This is a genomic window from Streptomyces sp. NBC_00083 (genome assembly GCF_026343295.1).
Lineage (GTDB): Bacteria > Actinomycetota > Actinomycetes > Streptomycetales > Streptomycetaceae > Streptomyces.
On sequence record NZ_JAPELY010000002.1, the window covers coordinates 866,748 to 891,666 of the forward strand.

Genomic DNA, 24,919 nt, shown 5'->3' on the forward strand with positions numbered 1-24,919 from the left:
ATGCGGGCCCCACAGCTCGCTGGGAAATACTGTGCCGTCACGACACACCTAAGGCATGGGAGCCGACGTGCACGGTCCGGATCAGGAGTTCCTCGCGCTCGAACGCGAGCTGGCCGTCTTCCTGCGGCGGGCCAGGGCCTCGTCCGGCGAAATGGCGCGTGAGGTCCACCCCGACCTCGAACCGGCGGCGTATGGGCTGCTCGTACGGCTCGACGAGGCGGGGCCGCAGCGGGCGACGGAGCTCGCGGGGTACTTCGGGGTGGGCAAGGCGACGATGAGCCGTCAGCTCCATGCCCTGGAGGACCTGGGCCTGGTCGCCCGGGAGCCCGACCCGGCGGACGGCCGCGCGTCGCTGGTCCGCATCACGGCGGAGGGGACGGCGCGGTTCGGGCGGGTGCGGGATGCTCGGCGCGAGCGGTACGTTCGCAAACTGGCCGGCTGGAACCGTACGGAGATCTCCGAGCTGGCCCGCCTCCTCCACCAGCTGAACGCCGCCGCAGCAGACAACTGACCCGTCCCGCACAGTTCCCCGCGCCCCTGGATGGGCTCCCCTTGGCAGGGTGCCTGGCGCCGGCATCCCCCCTTGGCACGGTGCTTGGCCGCGGCATCCTCCCCCCTAGGCAGGGTGCCCGTTCCCGGCATAGCCAGCCTGTCCGGCGTTTGAGGACGAGCGCCCTTCAGGCGCGAACGGGGTCTGGGGCGGAGCCCCAGGGGTCTGAACCCCAGCCCGTTTCCTAGCCCCCGGAGGGTTTCGGGAAGGGGCGGGGTGGGGCATCCCCCGGGGTCTGGGGCGGAGCCCCAGCAACCCCGGCCTTCGTCTGCGGACCGTGCTGGGGCACCCGCGCAGTTCCCCGCGCCCCTAAAGACGTAGGGCACCCGGTACCGAGCCACGCGGCCGCGCCCACCGCGGCGGAGCCGCGCAAAGGGCACAGCCCCGCCCCTGAAGACGTGTAGGGCACCCGCCCCCGCGGCGGAGCCGCGCAAAGGCCGCAGCCCCGCGCCCCTGTAGGGCGCCCGGGGTCGGCGGGCTACAGCTCGGCCAGGAGGGCCGTCGCGTCGTCGTGGCGCTTGCCCCGCCGCAGGAAGTTCCGCTCACCGTCGGCCACCTCGAGCTCCCGCACCCGCTCGACCAGCCCCTCCGGCCCCGCCTTGCGGACCAGGGCCACGCAGTCCGCCCACGACCCCTCGCGGAACGTGTCGACCCAGCGGGTCGCGCCGTCCGTGAGGGCGAGCACCGCCCGCACCCCGGCGAGCGGCTCGCGGCCGGTCACCGCGCGGGCCGCCACCGAGGGGTCCGCCGCCGCGGTGAAGAAGCCGCCCTCCTTGTTGCGTACCAGCGCGTCCGCCAGTTCCTCGGTCGCCAGGGACGCCCGCGGCACCCGGTCGAGCCGGTCGTCCAGGATCGCCCGCACCGTCCCGTCGGCCGCCTCGACGAGCAGCGCCGAGTCCGACAGGACGAGGTACTCCAGTTCGGCCGAGTCCCACCGGGCGAGCACCACGGTTGCCTGAGGCGTGCGAGGGTGAGAAAGGTCACAGGTGTCACGGTGGGCGTCGGCGGTGCGCCGTATGGACTCGGCCAGGATGTCGGGCAGCGTCAGATCCCGGCGGGAAGCCGACAGTTCGGTCAAAGCGCCGCCGAGCCGCGCGGTGAACCAGGGCACGTCGTGCACGCAGTCGCCATTACCGGGCAAGGGCGTCACCCCGTCGAGGACGACGAGCACGCCGCCCAGGCCCGACGCGGGCAACGCGGTGCCGGCCCAGTCCTCGTTGGGGCGGGCGGGGTCTCCGGGAAGGGTGGTGAGCTGGATGCGCATGTCGGCCAGTCTGCACGACGTATTCACGGCACCTCCATGAGCGCGCCCGCGCCGCCGGACACCCCGTCAATTGGCCTGTACCTGGGGGCGAACCGCACAATCTCGGGGGAATACCTCACTCCGCCCAGCTGTGGGCGGGCATCCTGCCAAAGGCCGCGCGGAACTTCCAACCCGCGTCTCACGGGGGCGTGCCGGGGCGCTCCGGAAGAGTTGATGGTCAACTCCGAAGTGATGTTCACTCGTTCAGGTGGCCGAGCAGTGACTACTCGTCATGACCAGTCGTCACCTTGGCTTCCTTGGTGGACTGGCAAACACGAGTGAAGGTTGAGAGCACCGGTGCAGAACAAGCGGCCTCGGGGCAACGACGGCACACGCGCACAACGCACCGTACGGGTGCGGAGTCGTCTGGTCGTCTCCGTCGCCGTTGTCTCCCTCGCCGTGCTCGGAGCCGGCGCGCCCACCCTCTTCGCGGCCTCCGCGGACCTCACCGATTCGCAGCACCTGGCCACCCTCGCCCAGCTGAACCAGCAGGCGGTCAGCCTCGCCCACGCGCTGGGCGACGAGCGCGACGCCGTCACGCAGTACGTCGCGGCCGGCCGGCCGAGCGGCCAGGACGGGGTGCTCAAGGAGCCCGCGGCACGCGTCGACCGGCAGATCGACGAGCTCCGCACCACCGCGCCGCCGACCCTCGCCCGCGACCTCGCCACCGTGCCGGCCCTGCGCCGCACCGCCCTCACCGGCAAGGGCACGGCCCTCGACGCGCAGAAGGCGTACTCCGACGTCATCGCCACGCTGCTCGCCGTCGCCGACGAGCTCGCCGACCGCACGCCCCCGCGCGCGGCCCAGGCCGTACGGGCGCCCGGCGCGCTCGGCCGGGCCGCCGAGCAGGCCTCGGCCACCCGGGGGCTGCTACTCGGCGCGCTCTCGATGCCGAGCGGGCCGACGACGAGGGTGTTCGACCCGGTCGCCGGCAAGTACGTGCAGAAGGAGAAGAGCGACGGCGACGCGGGCCGGGTGCGGGACGCGCTGAGCGCCGCCGCCCAGCAGGCCCATGTGCGCGAGCAGTCCGCGCTCGCCGACTTCGACCAGGCCGCGGGCGCCGACGCGCGCGACAAGGTCGCCACCACCGTCACCGGCCCCGACGTCGACACCGCCGACAGCTACCTCACCCGCCTCACCGACCAGCCCCAGCTCAGCGCCGCCGACCGCAAGTCCGACCCGAACGCGGTGAACGCCGCGCTCTCCGCCCGGATCGACCGGATGCGCGGCGCCGAGGCCGCCCTCGCCACCGCACAGGTCAAGCGGTTCGAGCAGCTGCGGGACGACGATGTGAGCGCCCTGGAGCTGCGGATCGGCCTGATCGGCGCGCTGGTGCTGCTCACCATCGGCGTCAGTGCCGCCACTGCCCGCAGCCTCACCCGCCCGCTCTCCGTCCTGCGCCGCGGCTCGGCCCGCCTCGCGGCGGCGCCGGAGAGCGAGGAGCCGGTGCGCTTCACCGGCCGCAACGACGAGTTCGCCGCGGTCGTACGCTGCCTCAACGAGCTGCACGGCCGGCTCGTGGAGCAGCACACGCGCGCCGAAGGCCTCGACGAGGACCTCGCCAAACAGCGCGGCCGCCAGTCACGGCTCGCCGCCGACAAGGGTGAACTGCTCGGTCGCGTACGGGAGTTGACGGCCGAGCTCGACAAGGCGCGGGGCACGGTCAAGCACGCCTTCGTCAATCTGGGCCTGCGCAGCCTCGGCCTGATCGAGCGTCAGCTCACCGTGATCGAGGGCCTGGAGGAGCACGAGGAGGACCCCGACCAGCTCGCGGTCCTCTTCAAGCTCGACCACCTGGCGACCGTGATCCGCCGCCACGGCGAGAACCTCCTGGTCCTGGCCGGCATCGAGCACCACCACAACCATCCGGGCCCGGTCCCGCTCGTGGACGTCATGCGGGCCGCGGTCAGCGAGATCGAGCGGTACGAGCGGGTCGCCATCCAGGCCCTGCCGCCGTACGCGCAGGTCGCCGGGTACGCCGCGGACGACCTGAGCCACCTGGTCGCCGAGCTCCTGGAGAACGCCACGTCGTTCTCGCCGCCCGACTCCCAGGTGCAGCTCTCCGGCTGGCAGCTGGAGGGCGGCGACATCATGCTCTCCATCCAGGACGCGGGCATCGGGGTGCCGCCCGAACGGCGCGCCGAACTCAACCGCCGGCTCGCCGACCCGGAGTCGTACGAGCCCGGCGAGCCCGGCACCGAGGCGGGCGGTCTCGGCCTGCACGTCTCGGCGCTGCTCGCGCACCGGCACGGCGTGCGGATCGAACTGCGCGAGCAGAAGCAGGGCGGCGTCGCGGCGGTCGTGGTGCTGCCCGGCGCGATCATGCCCGCCGCCCCGCCGGAGACCCTGCCCCATCTCGTGTCGACGCCGGGCGGCGCCCCGCGCTTCACCCTGCCGGGCGCCCTCGCCGAGGCCAACTCCAATGTGCTCCCGGAGCGTACGGAGCGCTCGGGCGAGATGGCGCGGCCCGCCGAAGCACCCGCGGCGGACCCGGCCGAGCCCGCGCAGCCGGCCGGACGCGCCGAGCCCGTCGGCTCCGTCGAGCCGGCCTCCGCCGAGCCCGAGCCCGCCGGGCCGGAAGAACCCGCCGCGCCCGAGCCGGCCCACGCCCCCCTCGACGAGCCGACCTTCGAGATGCGGCTCCCCGAGCCCCGCGCCGCCGCGCCCGAGCCGGAGCGGCCCGAGCCGGAGCCCGAACGGCATGAACCGGAGCCGGAGCCGCGGCCCGGAGCCGAGCCCGCGCAGCGGCTCACCGACAAGGGGCTGCCCAAGCGGACCCCGCAGGTCGTCAAGGCCGGCCCCGCCCAGCCGCGCGAGCGCAAGGGCGGCAATGACGCCGCCGAGGCGCTGCGGCGCCGGCTCGGAGGTTTCCAGCAGGGCGCCAACGAGGGCCGCCGCGATGTGGCGGCGGAGCTCGACACCACGGAACAGCAGGCAGACACGGACACGGGGGAGACAGTCGAGGAGGTACGCGGATGAGTGCGACCGGCACCGGCCCCGGCGGGGCGGGCAGCGCCACACCCGGCACCGGCACGATCGGGGCGAGCACCGAGGCCCGCAATCTGCAGTGGCTGCTGGGCAACCTGGTCGAGGAGGTGCCAGGGCTCATCTCCGTCGCCGTCGTCTCGTCGGACGGCCTGCTGCTGCTCTCGTCCGACCCCGAGCAGCGCCAGATCGCCGTCGCCCGACAGGGCCCGCGCGGCTCCAGCGCCGACCTCGCCACCATCGTCTCCGGCATCGGCAGCCTCACCGTGGGGGCCGCCCGGCTCATGGACGGCGGCGGCGTGAAGCAGACGATGGTCGCGATGGAGGAGGGCAGCGTCTTCGTCATGTCCATCAGCGACGGCTCGCTGCTCGGCGTGCACGCCACCCCGGACTGCGACATGAGCGTCGTCGCCTACCACATGGCGCTCTTCGTGGGCCGTGCCGGACATGTCCTGACCCCCGAAGTCCGCAGTCAGCTGCGCCAGTCGATGGAGGCCGCCCAGTGACCCCGCCCGCCGAGAAATCCGCGCGGCTCCCGATACGCGGCGCGGGCCTGAAGCCCGCCCGTGTCCGCCCGTACTCGCTGACCGGCGGCCGCACCCGGTTCGGCCACGTGCTGCTCGTCGAGACGTTCGTCGCGGCCATCGAGGCGCCCCCGGAGCGCAAGGAACTGGGCGGCAGCTCGCGCCGGGTCATGCCGGAGATGCTCGCCATCGTGGAGATCTGCCGCGCGATGCGTACCGTCGCCGAGATCTCCGCGCTCCTCAAGATGCCGCTCGGCGTGGTCAGGGTGCTCCTCAGCGACCTGGCAGACCAGGGAAAGATACGCGTCTACGGCACCGGGCACGCCCCGGGCCAGCCCGACCGCGCACTGCTCGAAAGGGTGCTGAGTGGACTCCGCCGCCGCCTCTGAACTCCTCGTCCCCGAAGAGGAGTTGCTCCCCTGGCAGCAGGACCGCAGCCGGGCCCCCATCGCCACGAAGGTCGTGGTCGCGGGCGGCTTCGGGGTGGGCAAGACCACCTTCGTCTCGTCCGTCTCCGAGATCACCCCGCTCCAGACCGAGGCGGTGATGACCCGGGCGAGCGAGGACACCGACGACCTCACGGCGACCCCGGAGAAGCTGACCACCACGGTCGCCATGGACTTCGGCCGCATCACCCTCGACGACGACCTCGTCCTGTACGTGTTCGGCACGCCCGGACAGCAGCGGTTCTGGTTCATGTGGGACGACATCGTGCGCGGCGCGATCGGCGCGGTCGTGCTCGCCGACACCCGGCGCCTGACGGACTGCTTCCCCGCGCTCGACTACTTCGAGAGCTGCGGGCTCCCGTACATCGTGGCCGTCAACCACTTCGAGGGAACCGAGTCGTTCGAGCCCGAGGACGTGCGCGAGGCGCTCACCGTGGCGCCGCACATCCCGGTGGTGATCATGGACGCGCGCGACCGGGTCTCGGTGATCGAGTCGCTGCTCGGCCTGGTCGGCCACGCGCTCGACGCGTGCCCCGAATAGCCCGCACCCCCCAGGGGCTCCCGCCCCGTACAGGCCCCGCCCCCCACGTTCGCTACGCAGATAACGGAGAACGGTCCCGCATGCGGAGAATACTCATCGTCGGAGCCGGCCAGTCCGGGCTCCAGCTCGCCCTCGGACTCCAGGCGCAGGGGTACGAGGTCACCCTGATGTCGAACCGCACCGCGGACGAGATCCGGTCCGGTCGGGTCATGTCCACGCAGTGCATGTTCCACACCGCGCTGCAGCACGAGCGCGACCTGGCGCTGAACTTCTGGGAGTCCCAGGCGCCCAGGATCGAGGGCGTCGGCGTCTCGGTGGCGGCGCCGCCCGAGCTCGCCCCGGAGATCGGCCCCCGGGCCGTCGACTGGGTGGGCAAGCTCGACGGCTTCGCGCAATCCGTCGACCAGCGGGTCAAGATGGCGGGCTGGATGGAGACCTTCGCGCAGCGCGGCGGACAGCTCGTCATCCACGGCGCGGCCGTCTCCGACCTCGACTTCTTCGCCCGCACCTACGACCTGGTCCTGGTCTCGGCGGGCAAGGGCGAGCTGGTCTCGATGTTCGGCCGCGACGCGTCCCGCTCCCCGTACACCGAGCCGCAGCGCGCGCTCGCCGTCTCCTACGTGCACGGCCTCGGGCCGCGCCCGGAGCACCCCGACTTCGAGGCGGTGCGCTGCAACCTGGTGCCGGGCGTGGGCGAACTGTTCGTCATGCCGACCCTCACGGTGTCGGGCCGCGCGGACATCCTGTTCTGGGAAGGCGTCCCCGGCGGCCCCCTCGACGTGTTCAACGGCGTCCAGGACCCGGCCGAGCACCTGGCGCTCACCCTGGAGCTGATGGAGCGCTTCCTGCCCTGGGAGTACGCCCGTGCCACCAAGGTCGAGCTGACCGACGCGGGCGGCACGCTGGCCGGCCGTTACGCGCCGACCGTGCGCAACCCCGTCGGCCGGCTGCCCGGCGGCGGGCTCGTGCTCGGCGTCGCCGACGTCGTCGTCGCGAACGACCCGATCACCGGCCAGGGCTCCAACTCGGCTTCCAAGTGCGCCGCTTCGTACCTCGCCTCGATCGTCGAGCACGGGGAGGCCGAGTTCGACGAGGCGTGGATGCGGGCCACCTTCGAGCGGTACTGGGACACCGCCCAGCACGTGACGAAGTGGACCAACGCCATGCTCGGCGCGCCGCCGGAGCACGTCCTGAACCTGATCGGCGCGGCCGGCGGGCTCCAGCCCGTCGCCGACCGGTTCGCCAACGGCTTCGACGACCCGGCCGACTTCGAGAACTTCTTCTTCGACCCCGAGAAGACGAACGCCTATCTCGCCGAGGTGACCGGCGCCCAGGCCTGAGGCCCGGCGCCGGCCGGTTCAGCCGGTCATTCGGGTTCGCCCTCGGACGAGTACCCCGTGTCCACCCCCTGTGCCGCTCCCTCCGGGAGCTTCGGGGGGTGGTACGCGAGCGGGGTCAGGGAAGCCGCCGCCGGGTCCGGGCGGACCGCGCCGAGGAGCGGGTTGGCGGCGATGGGGGAGACCTTCACGCGGGCGCCGGGGCGGGGCGCCTGCACCACCAGGCCGTCGCCCAGGTACATCGCCACATGGGTGGCCGTGGGGAAGTACACCACCAGGTCGCCGGGGCGCAGCGAGGTCAGCGCGATGTGCGGCAGCTCCGCCCACTGCTCCTGGCTGGTGCGCGGGATGGAGCGGCCGGCGTGCGACCACGCCTGCGAGGTGAGTCCCGAGCAGTCGTAGGACTCCGGGCCCTCCGCGCCCCACACGTACGGCTTGCCGATCTGGTCGACCGCGTACGTGAGCGCCCGGTCGCCCTCCGACGAGGGGGCCCGGGTGCTGCTGAGGGCGCCCGACGCCAGCAGGCTCTGCTGGGCCCGGTCGGTGCCCTGCTGTTCCAGGCGGCCGAGTTCGGCGAGCTGGTCGGGGGAGAGGTCGGCGAGGAGCTTCTCCACCTCTTTGAGGCGCCGCTCCACGTCCTCCTTCTCCTGCTGCTGCCGCTTGGCGAGCGCCTGCTGTTCGTCGAGGGCCCGGCGCGAGGCCCGCGCCAGGTCGGCGGCCTGCCGCTCGCTCCGGGTGAGCCGGTCCACGGTGGCCTGGCGTTCGCCGGCCGCGCGGGCCAGGACGTGCCCCTGGTCGAGGGCGCTCTGCGGATCGTCGGCGAGCAACACCCGCAGGTAGGTGGAGAGATCGCTGCGCCCCTGGTACTGCTCCCGGGCGAGCCGGCCCGCGGCGCTGCGGCTCTGCGCGAGCGCGGTCCGTGCCGTGGCCAGGGAGGCGGCGAACCGCTTGTCCTCGGCCTCGCGGCGCTTCAGTTCGACGTCGGTGGTCTTGTACGCCTCGGTCGCCTCCTCCGTCTGCCGGTACAGCGTCTGGAGCCGGTTCAGAAGGGCCGGGGCCGAACTCCCGGGCGGCCCGTCGGGGAGCGCGGCCGCGGATTCGCCGGGCGGCCGGGGCGCGGCCACCGCGAGCGGGGCCACCGCCGTCGCCGCCAGGGCCACGGCGACGGCCGCCGCGCACACCGGGCGCACGCGAGCTGACATGTCCTCACCTCCGGTCCCGGGCCGGTCACTCCGGCCTCTCCGGATCGGATCGTGGCACGCCGTGACCGGACAATCTCCGCGAGGAGGGTGAACGGGGTATTCGGCTCACTCGTGCGGCGGCAGCCCGGTGCGGGGGCTTGCGCCGGGGCCCTTCTTCGTCCACGGCCAGCGGCGCGGCTCGCGGCCCTCGGGGACGTAGGTGTACTTCCAGCCGCGCGGCAGACCGAGCCGCTTGGTGTGGGAGGCCGGCTCCAGACGGTAGGCGTGCACCGTCGCCGGGCCGCCTTCCGCATCGGGCACGGGCACCTCGTACCACTGCGGGGGCTTGCCGGTCGGGCCGGTCAGTACCGGCAGGACGCGCCCGTCGAGGGGGCCGCCCACAAAGAGGGTGTTCTCGCTTCGCACCCCCCAAGTCTCACAGCAGGTGGGCCGCGCCGCTCACGACGGGTATCACCCGGCGGGCCAGCACACCCGCCGCGCCCTCGGCCCGCTCGTGGGCGAGCGCGGCGCGCACCGCTCCTGCGGTCTGCTCGTCGGTGGCGGCGGTGACGGTGAGCAGCGCCACCAGATGGTCCACGAGCCAGTCGCGCAGCTCGGGCAGCGGGGGCCGCTTGTCCTCGTCGAGCCAGATCAGTGACGCGGCCTCGACCGCGGCGATCCAGGTGCGCACCATCATCCGCAGCCGCGGGCCCGGATCCGTGACCTCCAGGTGGACGAGGATCTGCTCGGCCGCGGCCCGCCGCACCTCGTCGACGATGGCCGTGGTGCGGGACGTCTCGGCCATGCTGCCGCCCTGGAGCAGCGCGGAGAACCCGGCGTCGTGCTGGTCGACGAAGGCGAGGTAGCGGTCGAGCGCCCGGGTGAGCCGCTGCGTGAGCGGGCCGCTCTGCGCCTCGGCGAAGCACAACTCCAGCTCGTCGGCGGCCGAGCGGAGCGCCGCCTCGTACAACTGCTGCTTGCCGCCCGGGAAGTAGCGGTAGACCAGGGGCCGCGACACCCCGGCCGCCTCGGCCACGTCGTCGAGCGAGACGTCCTCCGGCGCCCGGTGCGCGAAGAGCGACAGGGCGGCGCCGAGGAGCTGGGTGCGGCGCTCCTCGACGCTGAGCCTGCGGTAGGCGGGGGTCGCGGCTGAGGTCATACGGGCAGCGTAATCCCCCGGATCGGGCTTTACGCCAGGAGTCCGGAGCCCGGCCACGGGCTCAGGCCAGCAGACCCGAGCTCTTCCACAGCCGCCGGCTGACCCCGTTGAGGACGCCGATGTCGTCGAGGAACTCGGTGAGGCGGCCCGCGCCGCTCTGCATGACCTCGCGCCGGTGGCCGCTCGCCTTCACCTGGGCCACGGCCTCCCGGCGGTCCAGGCCGACGTTCTCGTACACCTGCGGGTTGACGAAGCAGGTGGCGAAGACGCGGGCCGCCTCGCCGCAGCTGACCCGGGTCAACTCCCGCTCCCAGCGCGGCGCGGAGACCATCTGGCGCCGCAACTCCTCGCGGGCGTACCGGACATGCCGGGCCTCCTCGACCACGTGGATGCGGGTCACGCCGCGCACGATGGTCTGGATGCGCTCGTCCGGGAAGGTCAGCCGCTGCATCCAGTCGAGGATCTCCTCGCCGAGCAGGGTGGCGGCGAAGGAGCCCGGGGTGGTGGAGACGGTCTTCAGGACGCGGGCGAGGTTGTGGTACATCCTCGGCACCCGGTACGCCGGCGCCCCGCCCTTCTTGATCATGCGGGCGAACATCATCGAGTGGCGGCACTCGTCGGCGATCTCGGTGAGCGCGTACCGGACGTGGTTGCTGGTGAGCGACTTGTCGTAGATGTGCCGCACCAGCAGCTGCATCAGGATGATCTCGAACCAGATGCCGAGCGAGGCGAGGGAGGCGGCCTCGTGGCGGGCCAGCTCCATGCGCTGGTCCTCGGACATCTTCCGCCACAGCGGGGTGTCGTACAGGGAGAGCAGCTCCGGCGGCCAGAACCACTTGCCGTCCTCGAGGGGTGCGTCCCAGTCCAGCTCCTTGTCGGGGTCGAAGGAGTGCTTGGCGGACGATTCGAGCAACCGCTCGGCTACCTGCTCGCGGTCCCTGAGCAGGCCGAGTGCGTCGCGGAGCACTTCGCGTTCGGTCACGGTTGTCATGGCGAGGGGCACCTCATGGCTGGGTTACCTGGAGTCACCCCTTATGAGACTCCTTGTCAGCAAGCTCGTCAATCCCTTGCGCACGACTTGTTGACCCCGCGTCTACCACCGTGTGAACCTGCCAAATGCACAACGTTGTGCAGAAGTTGAGCCGCTGGACGACGCCGTCCGCGAGCGAAGGAGCCGCACGTGTCGACGCACGACCTCTATGTGAACGGCCCGCAGGAACCCCTCTGGCAGGTGCCGGCCACCGGCGCCGCCCGCTTCAGCTGGGAGTACGACGACGGGCGCGAACGGCTGCTCGCCCTCTACCAGAAGGGCAAGGACAAGCAGTGGGACGGCGCCAAGCGGATCGACTGGTCCCTGGAGGTCGACCCCCACGACCCGCTCGGCACCCCCGACGAGGCGATGACCCTGTACGGCACTCCGCACTGGGCCAAGATGACCGACCGCGACAAGGGCGAGCTGCGCCTGCACTACACCTCCTGGCAGTTCAGCCAGTTCCTCCACGGAGAGCAGGGCGCGATGGTGTGCGCCGCCCGCATCGTGGAGTCGGTGCCCGACCTGGACGCCAAGTTCTACTCGGCGACCCAGACGATGGACGAGGCCCGGCACGCCGAGATCTACGGCCGCTTCCTGCACGAGAAGCTCGGCATGCTCTACCCGGTCAACGACAACCTCCAGGCGCTGCTCGGCGACACCCTGCGCGACTCCCGCTGGGACATGCCCTACCTCGGCATGCAGGTCCTCATCGAGGGCCTCGCGCTCGCGGCCTTCGGCATGATCCGCGACACCACGGACAAGCCGCTGCCCAAGCAGATCCTGGCGTACGTCATGCAGGACGAGGCCCGGCACGTGGCCTTCGGCCGGATGGCGCTGCGCGACTACTACAAGCAGCTCTCCGACGCGGAGCTGAAGGAGCGCGAGGAATTCGTCATCGAGGGCTGCTACTTGATGCGCGACCGGCTGCGCGGGGTGGAGGTGCTGGAGAACTTCGGCATCCCGAAGAAGGAGGCCGAGCAGCTCAGCGAGGAGAGCGAGTTCCTTCACCTGTTCAGGAAGCTCCTCTTCAGCCGCATCGTCCCCTGCGTGAAGGACATCGGCCTGTGGGGCGAACGCCTCCAGAAGGCCTACCTCGACATGGGCGTCTTCGACCTCGGCGACTCAAACCTCGACCTCCTGATGGCCCAGGACGAGGAGATCGCCGAACAGCTCGACCGCGACCGCTTCGAGGAGGAGGAGTCGGCGAGGGTGGCGGAGGTGGCGGAGGCGATCGAGGAGGGCGCGGCGTCCTGAGCCGCTCCGGAGCCGGTCGCGTCGCCGAGGCGGCAGGGCGGCCGGCTCCCTGCTCGCGGCGCGTCACGGCGCCAGCGCCGCCTCCATCACCGCCTTCGCGATCGGGGCCGCGTCGCCGCCGCCGCTGATGTCGGCCCGTTTGGCCGAGGCGTCCTCGACGACCACCGCCACCGCCACGGCCGGGCGGGGCGAACCGTCCGCCTGGGCCCAGGAGATGAACCAGGCGTACGGGCTGCCGATGTTGCCGATGCCGTTCTGTGCGGTGCCGGTCTTGCCGCCGACCGTCGCCCCCGGGATCGCCGCGCTGGTACCGGTGCCGGTGCGCACCACGTCCGCCATCATCTGCTGGAGCCGCAGGGCGGTCGCCGGGTTCATCGCCCGGTGATAGGTGCGCGGATGGTTCGTGGAGACGGTCGTGCCGCGTGCTGTCGTCGTACGGTCCACCAGATAGGGGTACTTGAGGTCCCCGCCGTTGGCGACGGCCGCCGAGACCATCGCCATCTGGAGCGGGGTGGCCGTCGTGTCGAACTGGCCGATGGAGGACAGGGCCAGCTGGTCGGGGCTCATCCGGGTGTCGAAGGTGGACTTGGCGACGCCCGAGGGGATCCGGATCCCGGTGTCGTTGAAGCCGAACCTCCCCACGGCCTCCACCATTTTGGCCAGGCCCACCTTCACGCCGAGCCCCGCCATCACGGTGTTGCAGGAGACGTTGACCGCGTACGAGAGCGAGGCGTTGCCGCAGCCGCTCGCCTCGTTGGGCAGGGTGGTCGCGGTGTTGGGCAGCACATAGGGGTCGGGGGTGTCGGTGGGCGCGTCGACGTCCGTGACGGCCCCCGCGTCGAGCGCGGCGGCCGCCGTCACGATCTTGAAGGCGGAGCCGGGTGGATAGGTCTGCCGGATCGCCCGGTTGAGCATGGGCTGGTCGGGGTCGCTGGTCAGGCGCGACCAGGCGTTCGCCACCGTCCTGCCCGTGCCCGAGAGGACACCGGGCTCGTAGGAGGGGCTGCTGACCAGCGCGAGGATCTTCCCCGTCGCCGGTTCGAGCGCCGCCACCGCGCCCTTCTTGCCGGCCAGGCCCTTGAACGCGGCCTGCTGCATCGACGCCTTGATGGTGGTGACGGCCCGGCCGCCGGAGTGCCGGCTGCGCGTCAGGTCGTTCCACAGCGGGAACACCGACAGGAGCGGCGAGGTGCCCGAGAGGACGGAGTCCTCCGCGTTCTCGATAAGCGTGGTGCCGTACGTCTGCGAGGCGTACCCGGTGACGCTCGCGTACAGCGGCCCGTCCTTGTACGTGCGCTCGAAGCGCAGCTGCTGACCGGTGTCCTTCGATCCGGTGACGCTCGCGTCGCCGACCACGATGGCGCCGCGCGGCTGGTGGTAACGGGCAATGGCGATGCGCCGGTTGGCGGGGTTGGCGTCGAGCGCGTCGGCCTGGAAGACCTGCACCCGGGCCGCGTTCACGAGCAGCGCCACCAGCAGGACGAAGCAGAAGGCGGCTGCCCGCCGGATGTAGCGGATCACGTGGCGGTCTCCTCCATCGTCGGCTGCGGCGCCGCGATGACGCCCGGCTCGACCGCGGGCAGCGGGCGGCGGGCGGAATCGCTGATCCGGATGAGCAGCGCCACGATGATCCAGTTGGTGACCACGGACGACCCGCCCTGGGCGAGGAACGGCATGGCCATGCCGGTGAGCGGGATGAGACCCATCACGCCGCCCGCGATGACGAACACCTGGAGCGCCAGGATCGAGGCGAGCCCGATGGCGAGCAGCCGCCCGAAGGGGCTGATGAGGCTGAGCCCGGCGCGGTAGCCGCGGGCCACGAGCAGCGCGTACAGGAGGAAGATCGCGGTCAGCCCGGACAGGCCCAGCTCCTCCCCGGCCGTGGCCAGGATGAAGTCGGACTTCGCGGCGAAGCCGATCAGGAGCGAGTGGCCGAGGCCGAGCCCGGAGCCGAGGGTGCCGCCGGCGGCGAAGGAGAACAGGGACTGGGCGAGCTGGCTCGGGCCGAGGCCCGCGTCGATGGTGGCGTAGGGGTCGAGCCAGTCGGTGACCCGGGCGTGCACATGGGGTTCGAACAGGGCCACCGCCGCCGCGCCGGCCGAGGCGAGCAGCAGCCCCACCGCGATCCACCCGGTCCGCCCGGTCGCCACGTACAGCATGATCACGAAGATGCCGAAGAAGAGCAGCGAGGTGCCGAGGTCGCGTTCGAGGACGAGGACACCGACGCTCAGCAGCCAGATCATCACGATCGGGCCGAGCACCCGGCCGGTGGGCAGTTGGAGCCGCCAGATCCTGCGCCCGGTGTAGGCGAGCGCGTTGCGGTTGGCCGCGAGGTAGGCGGCGAAGAAGACGGCGAGCAGGATCTTGGCGAACTCCGCGGGCTGGAAGGAGAACCCGGCGGCCCTGATCCAGATCTTGGCGCCGTTGACCGGCGGGAAGAGGATCGGCGCGAGCATCAGGGCGAGCGCGGCCGCCATCGTCAGGTAGGCGTACCGCTGCAGCACGCGGTGGTCGCGCAGGGCCAGGACGACGGTGAGGAACAGGACCACCCCGAGCGTCGACCAGACCAGCTGGGCGGGGGCGGCCCGGCTGCCGGGCGTCGACAGGTCGAGCCGGTAGATCAGCACCAGGCCGAGCCCGTTGAGCAGCACCGCGATCGGCAGCAGCACCGGATCGGCGTACGGGGCGCGGAAGCGCACCACGAGATGGGCGAGGAGCGCGAGCAGGCCGAGCCCGGCCCCGTAGCGCGCGGCGTCGTGCGGCACCGTGCCGTTCCTGGCGAGCCCGACGTCGACATAGCCGAGGACCACGACGAGTACGGCACCGACGAGCAGGGAGAGTTCGACGCCCCGCCGTTTGGGGTGGCGGAGCTCGGGCGGGCTGGCATCCGCCGCCGACGGTGCGGTCATGCCAGGCAACGTAGCAAGATGCGCGTCTATGTCCCCGTATGTCGTAAGGCCCGTATGTCGTAGGGCGTCGAGCGGAATGCGGGGCGCGGCGCCGCCCCTGCCGGTCGCGGGGGCGGCGCCGATGCCGTGGACGAGCCGGGCTGACCCGTACGAGTGACGGGGAGCGGTGACGGGGAAGCGGAAGGCCCGCTCGCCCGGGATCAGTTCGCGACCGCCAAGTGCGACCGTCCTCGGGCGTGCGGACGGTTCAGCACCAGCGGGGCGCGGGACCGATGTTGTCGATGTAGTAGGCCGAACCCCACGCCCAGGTGCCGTCGGTGAGCAGGTACCAGCGGTCGTTCCCGTTGACCCGGTCGCCGCCGGTCTTGCAGAAGATGTGCACGATCGAGCCGTACGCCGCCTTGCCGACGATCCTGCTGCTCCGGGTGGGCCGGTCGCGCAGGATCAGGCCGGACTTGGCGGTGACGCGGCCCTTGTAGTCGCCGTGTGCGGACTCCTCGGCGGCGGCGGTCTGCGCCGTGGCGAGGACCGCCACGGCGCCGGTGGCGACACACAGGCCGAGGGCGGCGAGGGGGGAGCGCAGGAACATGGTGCCTCCTGTGAAAGGGGCGGGGCCGCGGGTGAGCGACCCTCAATTCGCTTGGCTCACACTAAATTCGCACCTTGGAGATCGCAAAGCGTGACGGCTCGTCACGGGAGGTGCTTGCGCTGCGGTCGCCGCGCGGGAGGCGCCGCGCGGCCCGTCACTCGGGGCGCTCGGCCGCCTCGTCGTCGGGCCGTTCGAGGCCGACCACCTCGGGCAGTTCGAGCCGGGCCACCGCTCCGCCGTCCGGGGCGTTGCCGAAGCTCAGCTTCGCGCCGATCACCGCCGCCTGCCCCGCCGCGATGGTCAGGCCGAGCCCGTGCCCCTTGGTCCCCGCGTCGGTGCGGAAGCGCTGGGGGCCGTGGTCGAGGAGGTACGCCGGATAGCCCCCGCCGTGGTCCCGCACGGTGATGACCGGGCCGTGCACCGTCAGCTCGACCGGGGCCGCGCCGTGCTTGTGCGCGTTGGCCAGCAGATTGCCGACCACCCGTTCGAGGCGGCGCTTGTCCGTCTCCACGCAGGTGTCCCGCACCACCGTGAGAGTGGTTTCCGCGCTCCCCGACGCGACCGAGGCGCGCACCACCCGCTCCACCACCGGGGCCAGTTGTTCCAGATCCAGATCGACCCGCTCGCCGCCCGCGTCGAGACGGGAGATCTCCAGGAGGTCCTCGGTGAGCGAGCGCATCGCCCTGACCCGGTCACGCACCAGCTCGGCCGGTCGGCCCTCGGGGAGCAGCTCGGCGGCGGCGTGCAGCCCGGTCAGCGGGGTGCGCAGCTCATGGGCGACATCGGCGGTGAAGCGCTGCTCGCTGAGGAGCTTGCCCTGGAGCGTCGAGGCCATCGTGTCCAGGGCGCCGGCCACCGTGGCCACCTCGTCCTGCGGGCGTGAGGGGTCCCTGGTGCGAGGGTCGTTGACCCGCGCGTCGAGGTCGCCCGCGTCGATCCGGCGGGCCACCGTCGCCGTCAGGTGGAGGCGCCGGGTGATCCGGGTGACCGCGAAGACACCCACGAGGAGGGTGGCCCCGATGGCGAGGATCGACGAGCCGAGGATGGCCTTGTCGAGCCCGTTGATGGTGCGGGCGCTCTGCGTGTAGTCGATCTCGGCGGCGAGCGCCCTGCCGTCGGCGGGGCCCGCCGCCCACATGGTGGGGCGGCCGTGGTCGTCGTCGACGAGGGTGCCGCGCCGGCCGGAGAGGGCGAGCGCGCGCAGCGAGCCGGGCAGCTCCGGCGGGTCGATGCCGGAGCCGGGCGGCAACTGCTCGCCGGCCTCGTACATCCGGGTGACGTCGGTGAGCCGGTCGAGCGCCTTGTCGCGGGCCTCGCCGACGGTCTGCCGGGTCACCGAGACGTGCACCAGGACGCCGAGCAGCGAGGCGAGCGCGCAGCACATCACGGTGATGAACACCGCGGACTTCCAGGTGAGGGTCGCCGTCCAGGCCGGGAGGGGCATGCGGGAGGGCCGGGGTATCCGGGGGAGTCTCATGGTGCCGCCGCCGTGGGGGTGGCCGACGGGCTCGCCGCCGGCGGCTTCTTCTTCGGCGACGGCTGCCCGGCGCCGGTCGGCGCGGGATGCTTGCCGCCGGGGGTGTCCGCGCCGGACTTGTGGCGCACGATCTCGTCCCGGGTGGGCAGCATCGCCTGCTGGTGGTCGTCCCACGACCACGCGGTGCGGTACTCGTACCCGGGCATGCCCGCCGACACCGACCGCAGGATCACATCGCGGCCGGCCAGGTCGACGCTGATGATCTGGTCGACGGTGGACATGATGCGGATGAGCCCGCCGTCGGGGGCCGGCATGTAGCAGCGCACCGCGAGTTCCTGGTCGGGCATCCGGATGCCCAGGATCAGCTCGGCCTTCCCGTCCCCGGTCAGGTCGCGGTAGTACGGCCTGAGCACGGGGCAGCTGCCCGGCTTCTGCTTGCAGGCGGCGAGCTGGTGAACCGTTTCGTCGTAGAGGCCGTCGCTGCCGCTGTAGGCATTGGGGTGGGCCTTCACCTCGGCCTGCACCACGGCGACCGGGTTGAGCCGGCGCACATCGCCCCCGGGCACCTTGATCCCGGGCACCTGCTCGGTGTCGGTCTCGCCGTAGTCGTTGGGGGTGGCGGAGGCGGCCGGCAGGTCCGGCCACAGATGGATGGGGCCGATGGCCGTGGGCGTCGCGCCCGAACTCTTCAGGTGCCCCGCCCCGCCGCAGCCGGACAGCAGCAGGGCACCCGCTGCGGTCAGCAGGGGTGCCAGCAGTGCGATGCGGCGGTGGCGGGTCAAGGTGCTCCTGTCGTGCGGGACCCCAATCTATTTCACCCTCCGCCGCGGCTCCGCCCTAGCCCCGGCCGGTTACGCGGCCGGTCCGGACGGTTACCCGGCCCGGTCCTGACCGGCCTGCCCGGCCCGGACCAGGTCGGCGTAGAAAATGATGTTGGCCGAGCGGTGACCGTCCTCGATGGGGCCCCCGCAGGTGATCAGGCGGAGCTCGGGACGATCGGTCGTCCCGTAAACCTTATGCGTGGGAAAGTCCTTCTTCTCGACCTGTTCGGTCTCCCGGATCCGGAACACCGCGGTCGAGCCGTCCGCCCGGCCGACCTCGATGACGTCCCCCACCTTCATGTCCTTGACGTTCCGCATGAGCGCCGGGCCCTTCGCCGTGTCGTAGTGCGCGACCAGGACCGAGGCCCCCTTCTCGCCCGGCGTGACGCTTCCGGTGTACCAGCCCGCCTGCTCGGCCCGGTCCACCGGCGGCACCTCCAGCTCCTGCGCGGAGTCCACCCCGAGCCGCAGCACCGGGCTCGCGTCGACCCCGGCGGAGGGGATGACGAGCCGGGCCGGCGCGGCGGCCCTCAGCGGGCCGGCGGGCGCCTCGGCCCGCGGGGTGGCGGCGTTGTGCACCCGGACGTCCGGGGCCTTGGCCACCGGGTCCGGTGTGCAGGCCATGATCCCGCCGCCGACGGTGAGGGCCAGCACGGCGGCGGCCGCGATCCTGGCGGTGCGGGGCGGGGTGGAGGTCGTCATGGCTACGACGCTAAATGTCCGCTGTTGCGGCATTGCCGCGCACAGGTAACAGCGGCCCATAGATCCGCGGGCGATCGCGCCCCCGGCCCGGAGCCGACGCGCAGCCCGCACCGCTCACCCCGTACGCGGTCCCGCCGCCCGGCGTCCTACTGCTGGTACGGGTTCTGGCCCTGCATCTGCCCCGGCTGCGGCTGGCCGTACGACTGCTGGGCGACCGGCTGCGCGAGCAGCCCCTCGGCCTGCTCCTTGGTGATCTGCTGCTGGAGCCCGCAGAAGGTGCACTGCGTGCGGAACTTCGTCGAGATCGGGAACAGCGGAATGAAGAAGAGCGTGAACTTCGTGACGGCCTTGCGCAGCGCGTGCGCCGCCGGATTGCCGCAGTTGCCGCACACGAGCGTGAGCATCGCGAGCTGGTAGATATAGCCGCGGGTGCCGAAGATGATCATTGAGTGGTTCCCCTCCCGGATCCATTGGATGCGTCTCGCGCGTAAGTGTCGTGGCCATGACCGCCTCGCGTCCATCGCGGACCGGCGAAACCGCCCCTTGCCTCACGGCCACCCGACTGTTCCCATGGTCGGGGTGGGGTGATGGGGCATGGCAGGACTGCGGGTCACACCGGTGCACCGGCACGGACAGGCGCGACTGTACGTCAGCCTCCCGGACGGGCGCGCCGCCGCCTGGTACGAGCGGGACTCCGGCCGCGTCTCGCTGCTGCTCGACGACCACCGGGACGCCGTCCTCGCGGCGCTGCGCCCCTATGCCGTGGGCGAGCTGATCGTCGGGCCGCCGCCCGTACCGACCGTCGCCGACCTCGCCCGGCTCGCCCTCCACCCCGACGACGACCTCGCGCCCAACCGGCCCGGCGAGGCGCTCCTGACCGAGTTGGAGCGGTACGCCACCGGGCACCGCTTCCGCGCCGACCCCCGCCGCCGCGCCCTCGCCGCGCAGGAACGCGCCGGCGCCGCGCTCGACCGGCTCGACGACGCGGGCTGGCGGGTGCTGCACGCGGTGCCGCTGCCCGGCGGCGCCACCATCGACCATCTGCTCGTGGGGCCCGCCGGAGTCCTTGCCGTGTCCACCCTCGACGCCACCCGCCGCCGGGTGCGGATCGCCGACCCGCTGGTCGCGGTCGGCCGGGCCGCCCCGGCGCCGCTCCTGCGCGACGCCCGCCACCGGGCCGAACGCGCCGCGCTCGCCCTGACGGCGGCGGTCCAGCCCCTGCTCGTCCTGGTCGACGCCGAACGGATCGAACCGGGCCGGGCGCGGGGCGTCGGCATTCTGAGGGACAGCGAGATCCCCGACCTCGCCCGCCGGGGCGGTCTCCTGAAACCCGCCGACGTGGAGTCCCTGTACTGGACGGCACGCGACCGCAGGACGTGGCTGCGCGCCTGAGCCCCGAGCGCTCCCGCCCCTGCTCACGCCTCCCGCAGCCGCAGCACCACCGCCCCCGCGTGCCGTGTCGTCGCCCACTCGACCTCCGCGAGCAGCCCCACCGCCACCGCCCGGTACGCCACCTCGCCCCGCCCGGCCGCGACCGCCGTGCCGACCCCCTCATCCGCGAGCGGCGCCAGGGCCCGGCCCGCCTCCACCCGCAGGGCGGCCGGCAGCGGGCTCGACACCACCGGCACGTCGTCGCCGGGCAGCACCAGGACGAGCGCGGCCGGCCGGGCCGGGCTCCCGGTGTGGCCGACCACCGCGGCCTCACGCGTGTCGGTGTGCCGCAGCTTGCGCCAGGCGCGGTGCCCGGACCGGTAAGGGGCGTCGAGCCGCTTGGCGACGAGCCCCTCGATGCCGCTCGCGGGCAGCGTCTCGTACCAGGTCAGCGCCGTCTCCACCGACGTCGTCATCGGCACCGCCTGGAGCGGAGGGCCGAGCGGCGCCAGCACCTCCACGAGCCGGCCGCGCCGGAACGCGTACGGCTCGGCCCGCAGATCGCTCCCCGCGTCGGCGAGCAGGTCGAAGGCGGCGTACGAGGCCGGCAGGCGACGGGCCAGCAGCGGCGCCCTGGCCGCGGTCGCGGCGGCCCGGCGCTGGACCGCCGCGAAGTCGGTACGCCCCTCCGTCCACACCACGACCTCGCCGTCGAGGACCGTGCCCGGCGCCAACTCCCGTGCGGCGTCCGCCAGATCGGGGAACGCCGCGGTCACGATCCGCCCCGAACGCGCCTGGAGCACGACCCGGTCGGCGTCACGGAACACCACCATCCGGTGGCCGTCGAACTTCGGCTCGTACGCCCACCCAGCCCCGCGCGGCAGTCTCCCCACCGCCTCCGCGAGGGCGACGGTGAACGGCGGACGCGGCCCACGCGCGCTCACGGCAGCCGGCCCGCCCGCCCGGGGTCCATCAGCGGCGCCAGCAGATCGCCGTCCCGCTCCACGCGGGCCGCGACGTCGTCGATGAGGAAGGTCAGGTCGTCCGGGGCGCCGCACGACTCGACCTCCGCCCACGCCACCGGCGCCGAGACCGTCGGACGCTCCTTGGCGCGCACCGTGTAGGGCGTCGCGGTGGTCTTGGCCGCCGCGTTCTGACTGAAGTCGACGAACACCTTGCCGGGCCGCAGCGCCTTCGCCATCTTGTGCGTGACCAGCTCGGGCAGGGCCGCCTCGGCTTCCTTGGCCAGCACCTTGGCGTACGCCGACACCTGCTCGGAAGGGGTCGGCTCCAGGGCCACCAGCAGGTGCAGGCCCTTGGAGCCCGAGGTCTTCGCGTACGCCCGCAGCCCGTCGTCGGCCAGCCGGCCGCGCAGCCACAGCGCCACCGCACAGCACTCGACGACACCGGCGGGCGCACCCGGGTCGAGGTCGAACACGAGGCGGTCCGCCTGGGCCGGGGCATCCGCCCGCCACTGCGGGGTGTGGAACTCCACCACCAGGTTGGCCGCCCACATCAGGGTCGCGAGATCCGCCACCACGACCTGCCGGGCCGCCTTGTCGTCGGAGCGCGGCACCTCGGCGGTATTCACCCAGGAGGGGGTGCCGGGCGGGGGATTCTTGGTGAAGAAGCGCTGGCCCCCCGGACCGTCCGGAAAGCGCAGGAAGGACACCGGGCGGCCCCGCAAATGGGCCAGGAGCGGGTCCGCGACCGAGGCGCAGTAGTGCAGCAGCTCGCCCTTGGTGGTCCCGGTCGCCGGATACAGGACCTTCTCCAGGTTCGACAGGGCGATCCGCCGCCCCTCCACCTCGGTGATCGGCGTCATACGATGAGAGTCCCACGAACCACGCGAACCGCACTCCTCGGGGACGAAGAGGAGAAACAGTGCGATCCATCTGGAACGGCGCGATCTCGTTCGGCCTGGTCAGCATCCCGATCAAGCTCGTCAACGCCACGGAGAACCACTCGATCTCGTTCCGCCAGATCCACACGGCGGACGGCGGCCGGGTCCGCTACCGCAAGGTGTGCGAGCTGGACGGCGAGGAGCTCGGCAGCGACGAGATCGGCAAGGCGTACGAGGACGCCGACGGCTCGATGATCCCGATCACCGACGCCGATCTCGCCTCGCTGCCGCTGCCCACGGCCAAGACCATCGAGATCGTCGCGTTCGTGCCGGCCGACTCCATCGACCCGCTCCAGATGGACGCCGCGTACTACCTCTCCGCCAACGGAGTGCCCGCCGCGAAGCCGTACACCCTGCTGCGCGAGGCCCTCAAGCGGAGCAGGAAGGTCGCCATCGCCAAGTTCGCGCTGCGCGGGCGCGAGCGGCTCGGCATGCTGCGCGTCGTCGACGACGTGATCGCGATGCACGGGCTGCTCTGGCCGGACGAGATCCGCGCGTCCGAGGATGCCGCGCCCGAGGCGGACGTCAGTGTCCGCGAAGCCGAACTCGACCTCGCCGACGCCCTCATGGACACCCTCGGCGAGGTGGACATGTCGACCCTGCACGACGACTACCGCACCGCCGTCGAGGAGCTCATCGCCGCGAAGGCCGACGGCGCGGTCGCCCCGGCGCAGGCCGCGCCCTCCGCGTCCGGCGGCAAGGTCATCGACCTGATGGCGGCCCTGGAGAGCAGCGTCAAGGCCGCGAAGGCGGCCCGCGGCGAGGAGGACGACGGAGCGGGCGGGGACGAGCCGGTCGCCGAGGTCACGCAGTTGAACGCGCGCAAGCCGGCGGCCCGCAGGACGCCGGCGAAGAAGAGCGCCGGCGCGAAGGGGGAGGGTGCGCGGGGCGCGGGCGCGGCGAAGAAGGCGGCCCCGTCGAAGCAGGCCCGTTCGAAGCCGACTCCGGCCAAGGCCACCGCGAAGAAGACCGCCGCGGCCACCCCCAAGTCCACCGGCGCGAAGAAGTCCACCGCCACCACCGCCAAGAAGGCGACGGCGAAGAAGGCGGCGCCGAAGAAGCGGGCCAGCGCCTGAGCTCCACGCCTCGCTGCGCGGCCTCGATTCGGTAACGGAGGGGTTGCGGCGCGCTCGTGATGGCGAAATGGAAGCCCAAGGGTGTGAAAGGGGTGTGGTCATGCTGCCAAGAACCGTCGACGGCCACGCCCGCACCGGGGCGTGCGCCGCCACCGAGCCCCTGGTGCTGCGGGTCCTGCCCTACGCGGTGATGGCCCTGGTCGTCGTGGCCAACCTGATCGCGGGACCCACGGTCGGACTGCTGCCGCTGGTCTCGCTCGGCCCCGCCTTCGCCGGACTCGTCGGCGGCTGGCCGCGTACGGTGGCGGCCGGCCTGATCGCCCTGGCGGCCGGGGTCGGGCTCGGCGTGTACAGCGGCCTCTTCGAGGAACGCCGCGGCTTCGCCTCCCTCGCCGCGGTGGCCGGGGTGACGGCGGTGGGCGTCGCCGGGTCCGTCATGCGTCAGCGCCGCGAGGCGGAACTGGCCGGCATGCGCTCCATCGCGGAGGTCGCCCAGCGCGTCCTGCTGCGTCCGGTGCCGCGCAGCGCGGGCCATCTGCGGGCGGCGGTCTCCTACACCTCGGCCGTCGCGGAGGCGCGGATCGGCGGGGACCTGTACGAGGTGGTCGCGGCGCCCGAGGGCGTACGGGTCATCATCGGCGACGTGCAGGGCAAGGGGCTCGCATCGGTGGAGACTGCGGCGGCGGTGCTCGGCGCGTTCCGGGAGGCCGCCCACGACGAGCCCGACCTCAAGGGGGTCGGTGCGCGGGTGGAGCGGGCGGCGGGGCGGGCCCTTGAGGGCGAGAAGTTCGTCACCGCGATCATCGCGGAGCTCGACCCCGAGAACGGGGCGGTGTTCCTCAACTACGGCCATCCGCCACCCCTGTTGGTGCGCGCCGACGGCGAGGTGTCCTTCCCGGAGCCGGACCGGTACGCGCTGCCGCTGGGGCTCGGGCTCGGCGAGGAGGAGGGCCCGCTGCCGTTCCGGGTCGCCTTCGCCCCGGGCGACCAGCTCCTCCTCTACACGGACGGTGTGACGGAGGCGCGGGACAGGGAGGGGGCGTTCTATCCGCTGGGCGCGCGGACGCTCCTCCTGAAGGATCCGGACCCCGAGGCCGCGCTGGAGGCCCTGCGCCGTGACCTGATCCTCCACACGGAGGGCCCCCTGCACGACGACGCGGCGATGCTCCTCCTCCGCCACCGCGAATAGCTTCCGCCGCGGTGGGCGCGGCCGCGTGGCTCGGTGCCGGGTGCCCTACGTCTTTAGGGGCGCGGGGCTGTGCCGTTCGCGCGGCTCCGCCGCGGTGGGTGCGGGCTGCGGGCGCGACGCCGGGTGCCCTACTAGGGGCGCGGGGAACTGCGCGAGACGCGGGCACGGTCCGCAGACGAAAGCGGGGTTCCTGGGGCTCCGCCCCAGGCCCCGGGAGTCACCCCACCCCGCCCCTTCCCGAAACCCTCCGGGGGCGGGAAGAGGGGGCTGGGGTTCAGGACCTGGGGCTCCGCCCCAGACCCCGTTCGCGCCTGAAGGGCGCTCGTCCTCAAACGCCGGACGGGCTGAAGCGCGCTCGTCCTCAAACGCCGGACAGGCTGAAAGCGCGCTCGTCCTCGACCGTCGGACGGGTTGAAGTCGCTGCCTCCACTGAGGAGTTGAGGGGCGCGGGGAACCGCGCGACCCCGCGCCCCGTCACGTGCCACAAACCCGCTGGAGGGCGGCGCGGCAGCGCTGATAGCGTCCGTCTGCTGATCGCCAGTCGGCGATACAGCGGTTACAAGGGGGGG

Annotated in this window: 23 protein-coding genes and 1 pseudogene; 10 read left to right on the forward strand and 14 right to left on the reverse strand. The window is 72.8% G+C overall.

Annotation, left to right across the window (positions count from 1 at the left end):
• The first annotated feature begins 55 nt into the window (after window positions 1-55).
• Entirely contained in the window at window positions 56-511 is a 456-nt protein-coding gene (locus tag OOJ98_RS20365) for a MarR family winged helix-turn-helix transcriptional regulator (RefSeq protein WP_267056358.1), read from the forward strand.
• A 517-nt stretch (window positions 512-1,028) separates the two neighbouring features.
• Here the strand turns inward: OOJ98_RS20365 and OOJ98_RS20370 are convergent.
• On the reverse strand, window positions 1,029-1,814 hold the full coding sequence (locus OOJ98_RS20370) for a hypothetical protein (RefSeq protein ID WP_267056359.1): 786 nt from the start codon (window positions 1,812-1,814) through the stop codon (window positions 1,029-1,031).
• Window positions 1,815-2,207: 393 nt separating this feature from the next.
• Between OOJ98_RS20370 and OOJ98_RS20375 the strand changes: the two genes are divergently transcribed.
• The 5 genes from OOJ98_RS20375 (at window position 2,208) to OOJ98_RS20395 (ending at window position 7,689) form a co-directional block, all read left to right on the forward strand.
• Window positions 2,208-4,832, forward strand: coding sequence for a nitrate- and nitrite sensing domain-containing protein (locus OOJ98_RS20375; protein WP_323177916.1), 2,625 nt, complete (start codon window positions 2,208-2,210; stop codon window positions 4,830-4,832).
• Window positions 4,829-5,344, forward strand: a complete 516-nt coding sequence (locus OOJ98_RS20380; RefSeq protein ID WP_267056361.1) for a roadblock/LC7 domain-containing protein — start codon at window positions 4,829-4,831, stop codon at window positions 5,342-5,344. Before OOJ98_RS20375 ends, OOJ98_RS20380 begins: the two co-directional genes overlap by 4 nt.
• A complete protein-coding gene (locus OOJ98_RS20385; RefSeq protein WP_267056362.1) occupies window positions 5,341-5,751 on the forward strand; it encodes a DUF742 domain-containing protein in 411 nt (136 codons plus the stop codon). The genes OOJ98_RS20380 and OOJ98_RS20385 overlap by 4 nt, the downstream gene beginning before the upstream one ends.
• Window positions 5,729-6,349 (forward strand): ATP/GTP-binding protein, encoded by a 621-nt coding sequence (locus tag OOJ98_RS20390; protein WP_267056363.1) that lies wholly within the window; start codon window positions 5,729-5,731, stop codon window positions 6,347-6,349. Before OOJ98_RS20385 ends, OOJ98_RS20390 begins: the two co-directional genes overlap by 23 nt.
• 80 nt (window positions 6,350-6,429) lie before the next feature.
• Complete coding sequence (locus tag OOJ98_RS20395; protein ID WP_267056364.1) at window positions 6,430-7,689, forward strand: styrene monooxygenase/indole monooxygenase family protein; 1,260 nt, start codon at window positions 6,430-6,432, stop codon at window positions 7,687-7,689.
• A gap of 26 nt (window positions 7,690-7,715) precedes the next feature.
• Here the strand turns inward: OOJ98_RS20395 and OOJ98_RS20400 are convergent, their stop codons facing one another.
• The 4 genes from OOJ98_RS20400 to OOJ98_RS20415 form a co-directional block, all read right to left on the reverse strand.
• Window positions 7,716-8,888, reverse strand: a complete 1,173-nt coding sequence (locus OOJ98_RS20400; protein WP_267056365.1) for a C40 family peptidase — start codon at window positions 8,886-8,888, stop codon at window positions 7,716-7,718.
• 105 nt (window positions 8,889-8,993) lie between these two features.
• Window positions 8,994-9,293, reverse strand: coding sequence for a hypothetical protein (locus OOJ98_RS20405; RefSeq protein ID WP_267056366.1), 300 nt, complete (start codon window positions 9,291-9,293; stop codon window positions 8,994-8,996).
• 10 nt (window positions 9,294-9,303) lie between these two features.
• Complete coding sequence (locus tag OOJ98_RS20410) at window positions 9,304-10,026, reverse strand: TetR/AcrR family transcriptional regulator (RefSeq protein WP_267056367.1); 723 nt, start codon at window positions 10,024-10,026, stop codon at window positions 9,304-9,306.
• Window positions 10,027-10,087: 61 nt separating this feature from the next.
• Window positions 10,088-11,017 (reverse strand): diiron oxygenase, encoded by a 930-nt coding sequence (locus OOJ98_RS20415; RefSeq protein ID WP_267056368.1) that lies wholly within the window; start codon window positions 11,015-11,017, stop codon window positions 10,088-10,090.
• Between the two features lie 189 nt (window positions 11,018-11,206).
• Between OOJ98_RS20415 and OOJ98_RS20420 the strand changes: the two genes are divergently transcribed.
• On the forward strand, window positions 11,207-12,313 hold the full coding sequence (locus OOJ98_RS20420; RefSeq protein WP_267056369.1) for a ferritin-like domain-containing protein: 1,107 nt from the start codon (window positions 11,207-11,209) through the stop codon (window positions 12,311-12,313).
• Between the two features lie 63 nt (window positions 12,314-12,376).
• Here OOJ98_RS20420 and OOJ98_RS20425 read toward each other — a convergent pair whose 3' ends face one another.
• From OOJ98_RS20425 to OOJ98_RS20455, 7 genes and pseudogenes are all read right to left on the reverse strand, one after another.
• A complete protein-coding gene (locus OOJ98_RS20425) occupies window positions 12,377-13,834 on the reverse strand; it encodes a penicillin-binding transpeptidase domain-containing protein (protein WP_267056370.1) in 1,458 nt (485 codons plus the stop codon).
• Window positions 13,831-15,222: an FtsW/RodA/SpoVE family cell cycle protein gene (locus OOJ98_RS20430; protein ID WP_267056371.1), complete on the reverse strand. Its 1,392-nt coding sequence runs from the start codon at window positions 15,220-15,222 to the stop codon at window positions 13,831-13,833. Before OOJ98_RS20430 ends, OOJ98_RS20425 begins: the two co-directional genes overlap by 4 nt.
• Before the next feature lie 247 nt (window positions 15,223-15,469).
• A pseudogene (locus tag OOJ98_RS20435) lies at window positions 15,470-15,700 on the reverse strand (SH3 domain-containing protein); the annotation flags it as partial.
• 265 nt (window positions 15,701-15,965) lie between these two features.
• Entirely contained in the window at window positions 15,966-17,255 is a 1,290-nt protein-coding gene (locus OOJ98_RS20440; RefSeq protein ID WP_267056373.1) for a HAMP domain-containing sensor histidine kinase, read from the reverse strand.
• A gap of 29 nt (window positions 17,256-17,284) precedes the next feature.
• Window positions 17,285-18,070, reverse strand: coding sequence for a hypothetical protein (locus OOJ98_RS20445; protein WP_267056374.1), 786 nt, complete (start codon window positions 18,068-18,070; stop codon window positions 17,285-17,287).
• Window positions 18,071-18,160: 90 nt separating this feature from the next.
• Window positions 18,161-18,811, reverse strand: a complete 651-nt coding sequence (locus OOJ98_RS20450; RefSeq protein ID WP_267056375.1) for a class F sortase — start codon at window positions 18,809-18,811, stop codon at window positions 18,161-18,163.
• A 146-nt stretch (window positions 18,812-18,957) separates the two neighbouring features.
• On the reverse strand, window positions 18,958-19,257 hold the full coding sequence (locus tag OOJ98_RS20455; RefSeq protein WP_267056376.1) for a zinc-ribbon domain-containing protein: 300 nt from the start codon (window positions 19,255-19,257) through the stop codon (window positions 18,958-18,960).
• A gap of 148 nt (window positions 19,258-19,405) precedes the next feature.
• Between OOJ98_RS20455 and OOJ98_RS20460 the strand changes: the two genes are divergently transcribed.
• The gene (locus OOJ98_RS20460; protein ID WP_267056377.1) at window positions 19,406-20,203 is read left to right on the forward strand and encodes a nuclease-related domain-containing protein; all 798 of its coding nucleotides are present in this window, start codon (window positions 19,406-19,408) and stop codon (window positions 20,201-20,203) included.
• 23 nt (window positions 20,204-20,226) lie between these two features.
• Here OOJ98_RS20460 and OOJ98_RS20465 read toward each other — a convergent pair whose 3' ends face one another.
• Both OOJ98_RS20465 and ligD read right to left on the reverse strand, forming a co-directional pair.
• Window positions 20,227-21,126 carry an ATP-dependent DNA ligase gene (locus OOJ98_RS20465; protein WP_267056378.1) on the reverse strand — a complete coding sequence of 300 codons (900 nt, stop codon included), beginning with the start codon at window positions 21,124-21,126 and terminating at the stop codon, window positions 20,227-20,229.
• Window positions 21,123-22,007: a non-homologous end-joining DNA ligase gene (ligD, locus tag OOJ98_RS20470; RefSeq protein WP_267056379.1), complete on the reverse strand. Its 885-nt coding sequence runs from the start codon at window positions 22,005-22,007 to the stop codon at window positions 21,123-21,125. Before ligD ends, OOJ98_RS20465 begins: the two co-directional genes overlap by 4 nt.
• Window positions 22,008-22,066: 59 nt before the next feature.
• On the opposite strand from ligD, the gene OOJ98_RS20475 reads away from it, so the two are divergent.
• Window positions 22,067-23,161, forward strand: coding sequence for a Ku protein (locus OOJ98_RS20475; protein WP_267056380.1), 1,095 nt, complete (start codon window positions 22,067-22,069; stop codon window positions 23,159-23,161).
• A 190-nt stretch (window positions 23,162-23,351) separates the two neighbouring features.
• On the forward strand, window positions 23,352-24,350 hold the full coding sequence (locus tag OOJ98_RS20480; RefSeq protein WP_267057042.1) for a PP2C family protein-serine/threonine phosphatase: 999 nt from the start codon (window positions 23,352-23,354) through the stop codon (window positions 24,348-24,350).
• The last annotated feature ends 569 nt before the right edge of the window (window positions 24,351-24,919 follow it).

Coding starts and splice junctions, on each gene's coding strand:
- OOJ98_RS20365 (WP_267056358.1), top strand. CDS start 56: ATGGGAGCCGACGTGCACGGTCCGGATCAGGAGTTCCTCGCGCTCGAA.
- OOJ98_RS20370 (WP_267056359.1), bottom strand. CDS start 1,814: ATGCGCATCCAGCTCACCACCCTTCCCGGAGACCCCGCCCGCCCCAAC.
- OOJ98_RS20380 (WP_267056361.1), top strand. CDS start 4,829: ATGAGTGCGACCGGCACCGGCCCCGGCGGGGCGGGCAGCGCCACACCC.
- OOJ98_RS20395 (WP_267056364.1), top strand. CDS start 6,430: ATGCGGAGAATACTCATCGTCGGAGCCGGCCAGTCCGGGCTCCAGCTC.
- OOJ98_RS20400 (WP_267056365.1), bottom strand. CDS start 8,888: ATGTCAGCTCGCGTGCGCCCGGTGTGCGCGGCGGCCGTCGCCGTGGCC.
- OOJ98_RS20410 (WP_267056367.1), bottom strand. CDS start 10,026: ATGACCTCAGCCGCGACCCCCGCCTACCGCAGGCTCAGCGTCGAGGAG.
- OOJ98_RS20415 (WP_267056368.1), bottom strand. CDS start 11,017: ATGACAACCGTGACCGAACGCGAAGTGCTCCGCGACGCACTCGGCCTG.
- OOJ98_RS20430 (WP_267056371.1), bottom strand. CDS start 15,222: ATGACCGCACCGTCGGCGGCGGATGCCAGCCCGCCCGAGCTCCGCCAC.
- OOJ98_RS20440 (WP_267056373.1), bottom strand. CDS start 17,255: ATGCCCCTCCCGGCCTGGACGGCGACCCTCACCTGGAAGTCCGCGGTG.
- OOJ98_RS20450 (WP_267056375.1), bottom strand. CDS start 18,811: ATGACGACCTCCACCCCGCCCCGCACCGCCAGGATCGCGGCCGCCGCC.
- OOJ98_RS20455 (WP_267056376.1), bottom strand. CDS start 19,257: ATGATCATCTTCGGCACCCGCGGCTATATCTACCAGCTCGCGATGCTC.
- OOJ98_RS20460 (WP_267056377.1), top strand. CDS start 19,406: ATGGCAGGACTGCGGGTCACACCGGTGCACCGGCACGGACAGGCGCGA.
- ligD (WP_267056379.1), bottom strand. CDS start 22,007: ATGACGCCGATCACCGAGGTGGAGGGGCGGCGGATCGCCCTGTCGAAC.
- OOJ98_RS20480 (WP_267057042.1), top strand. CDS start 23,352: ATGGCCCTGGTCGTCGTGGCCAACCTGATCGCGGGACCCACGGTCGGA.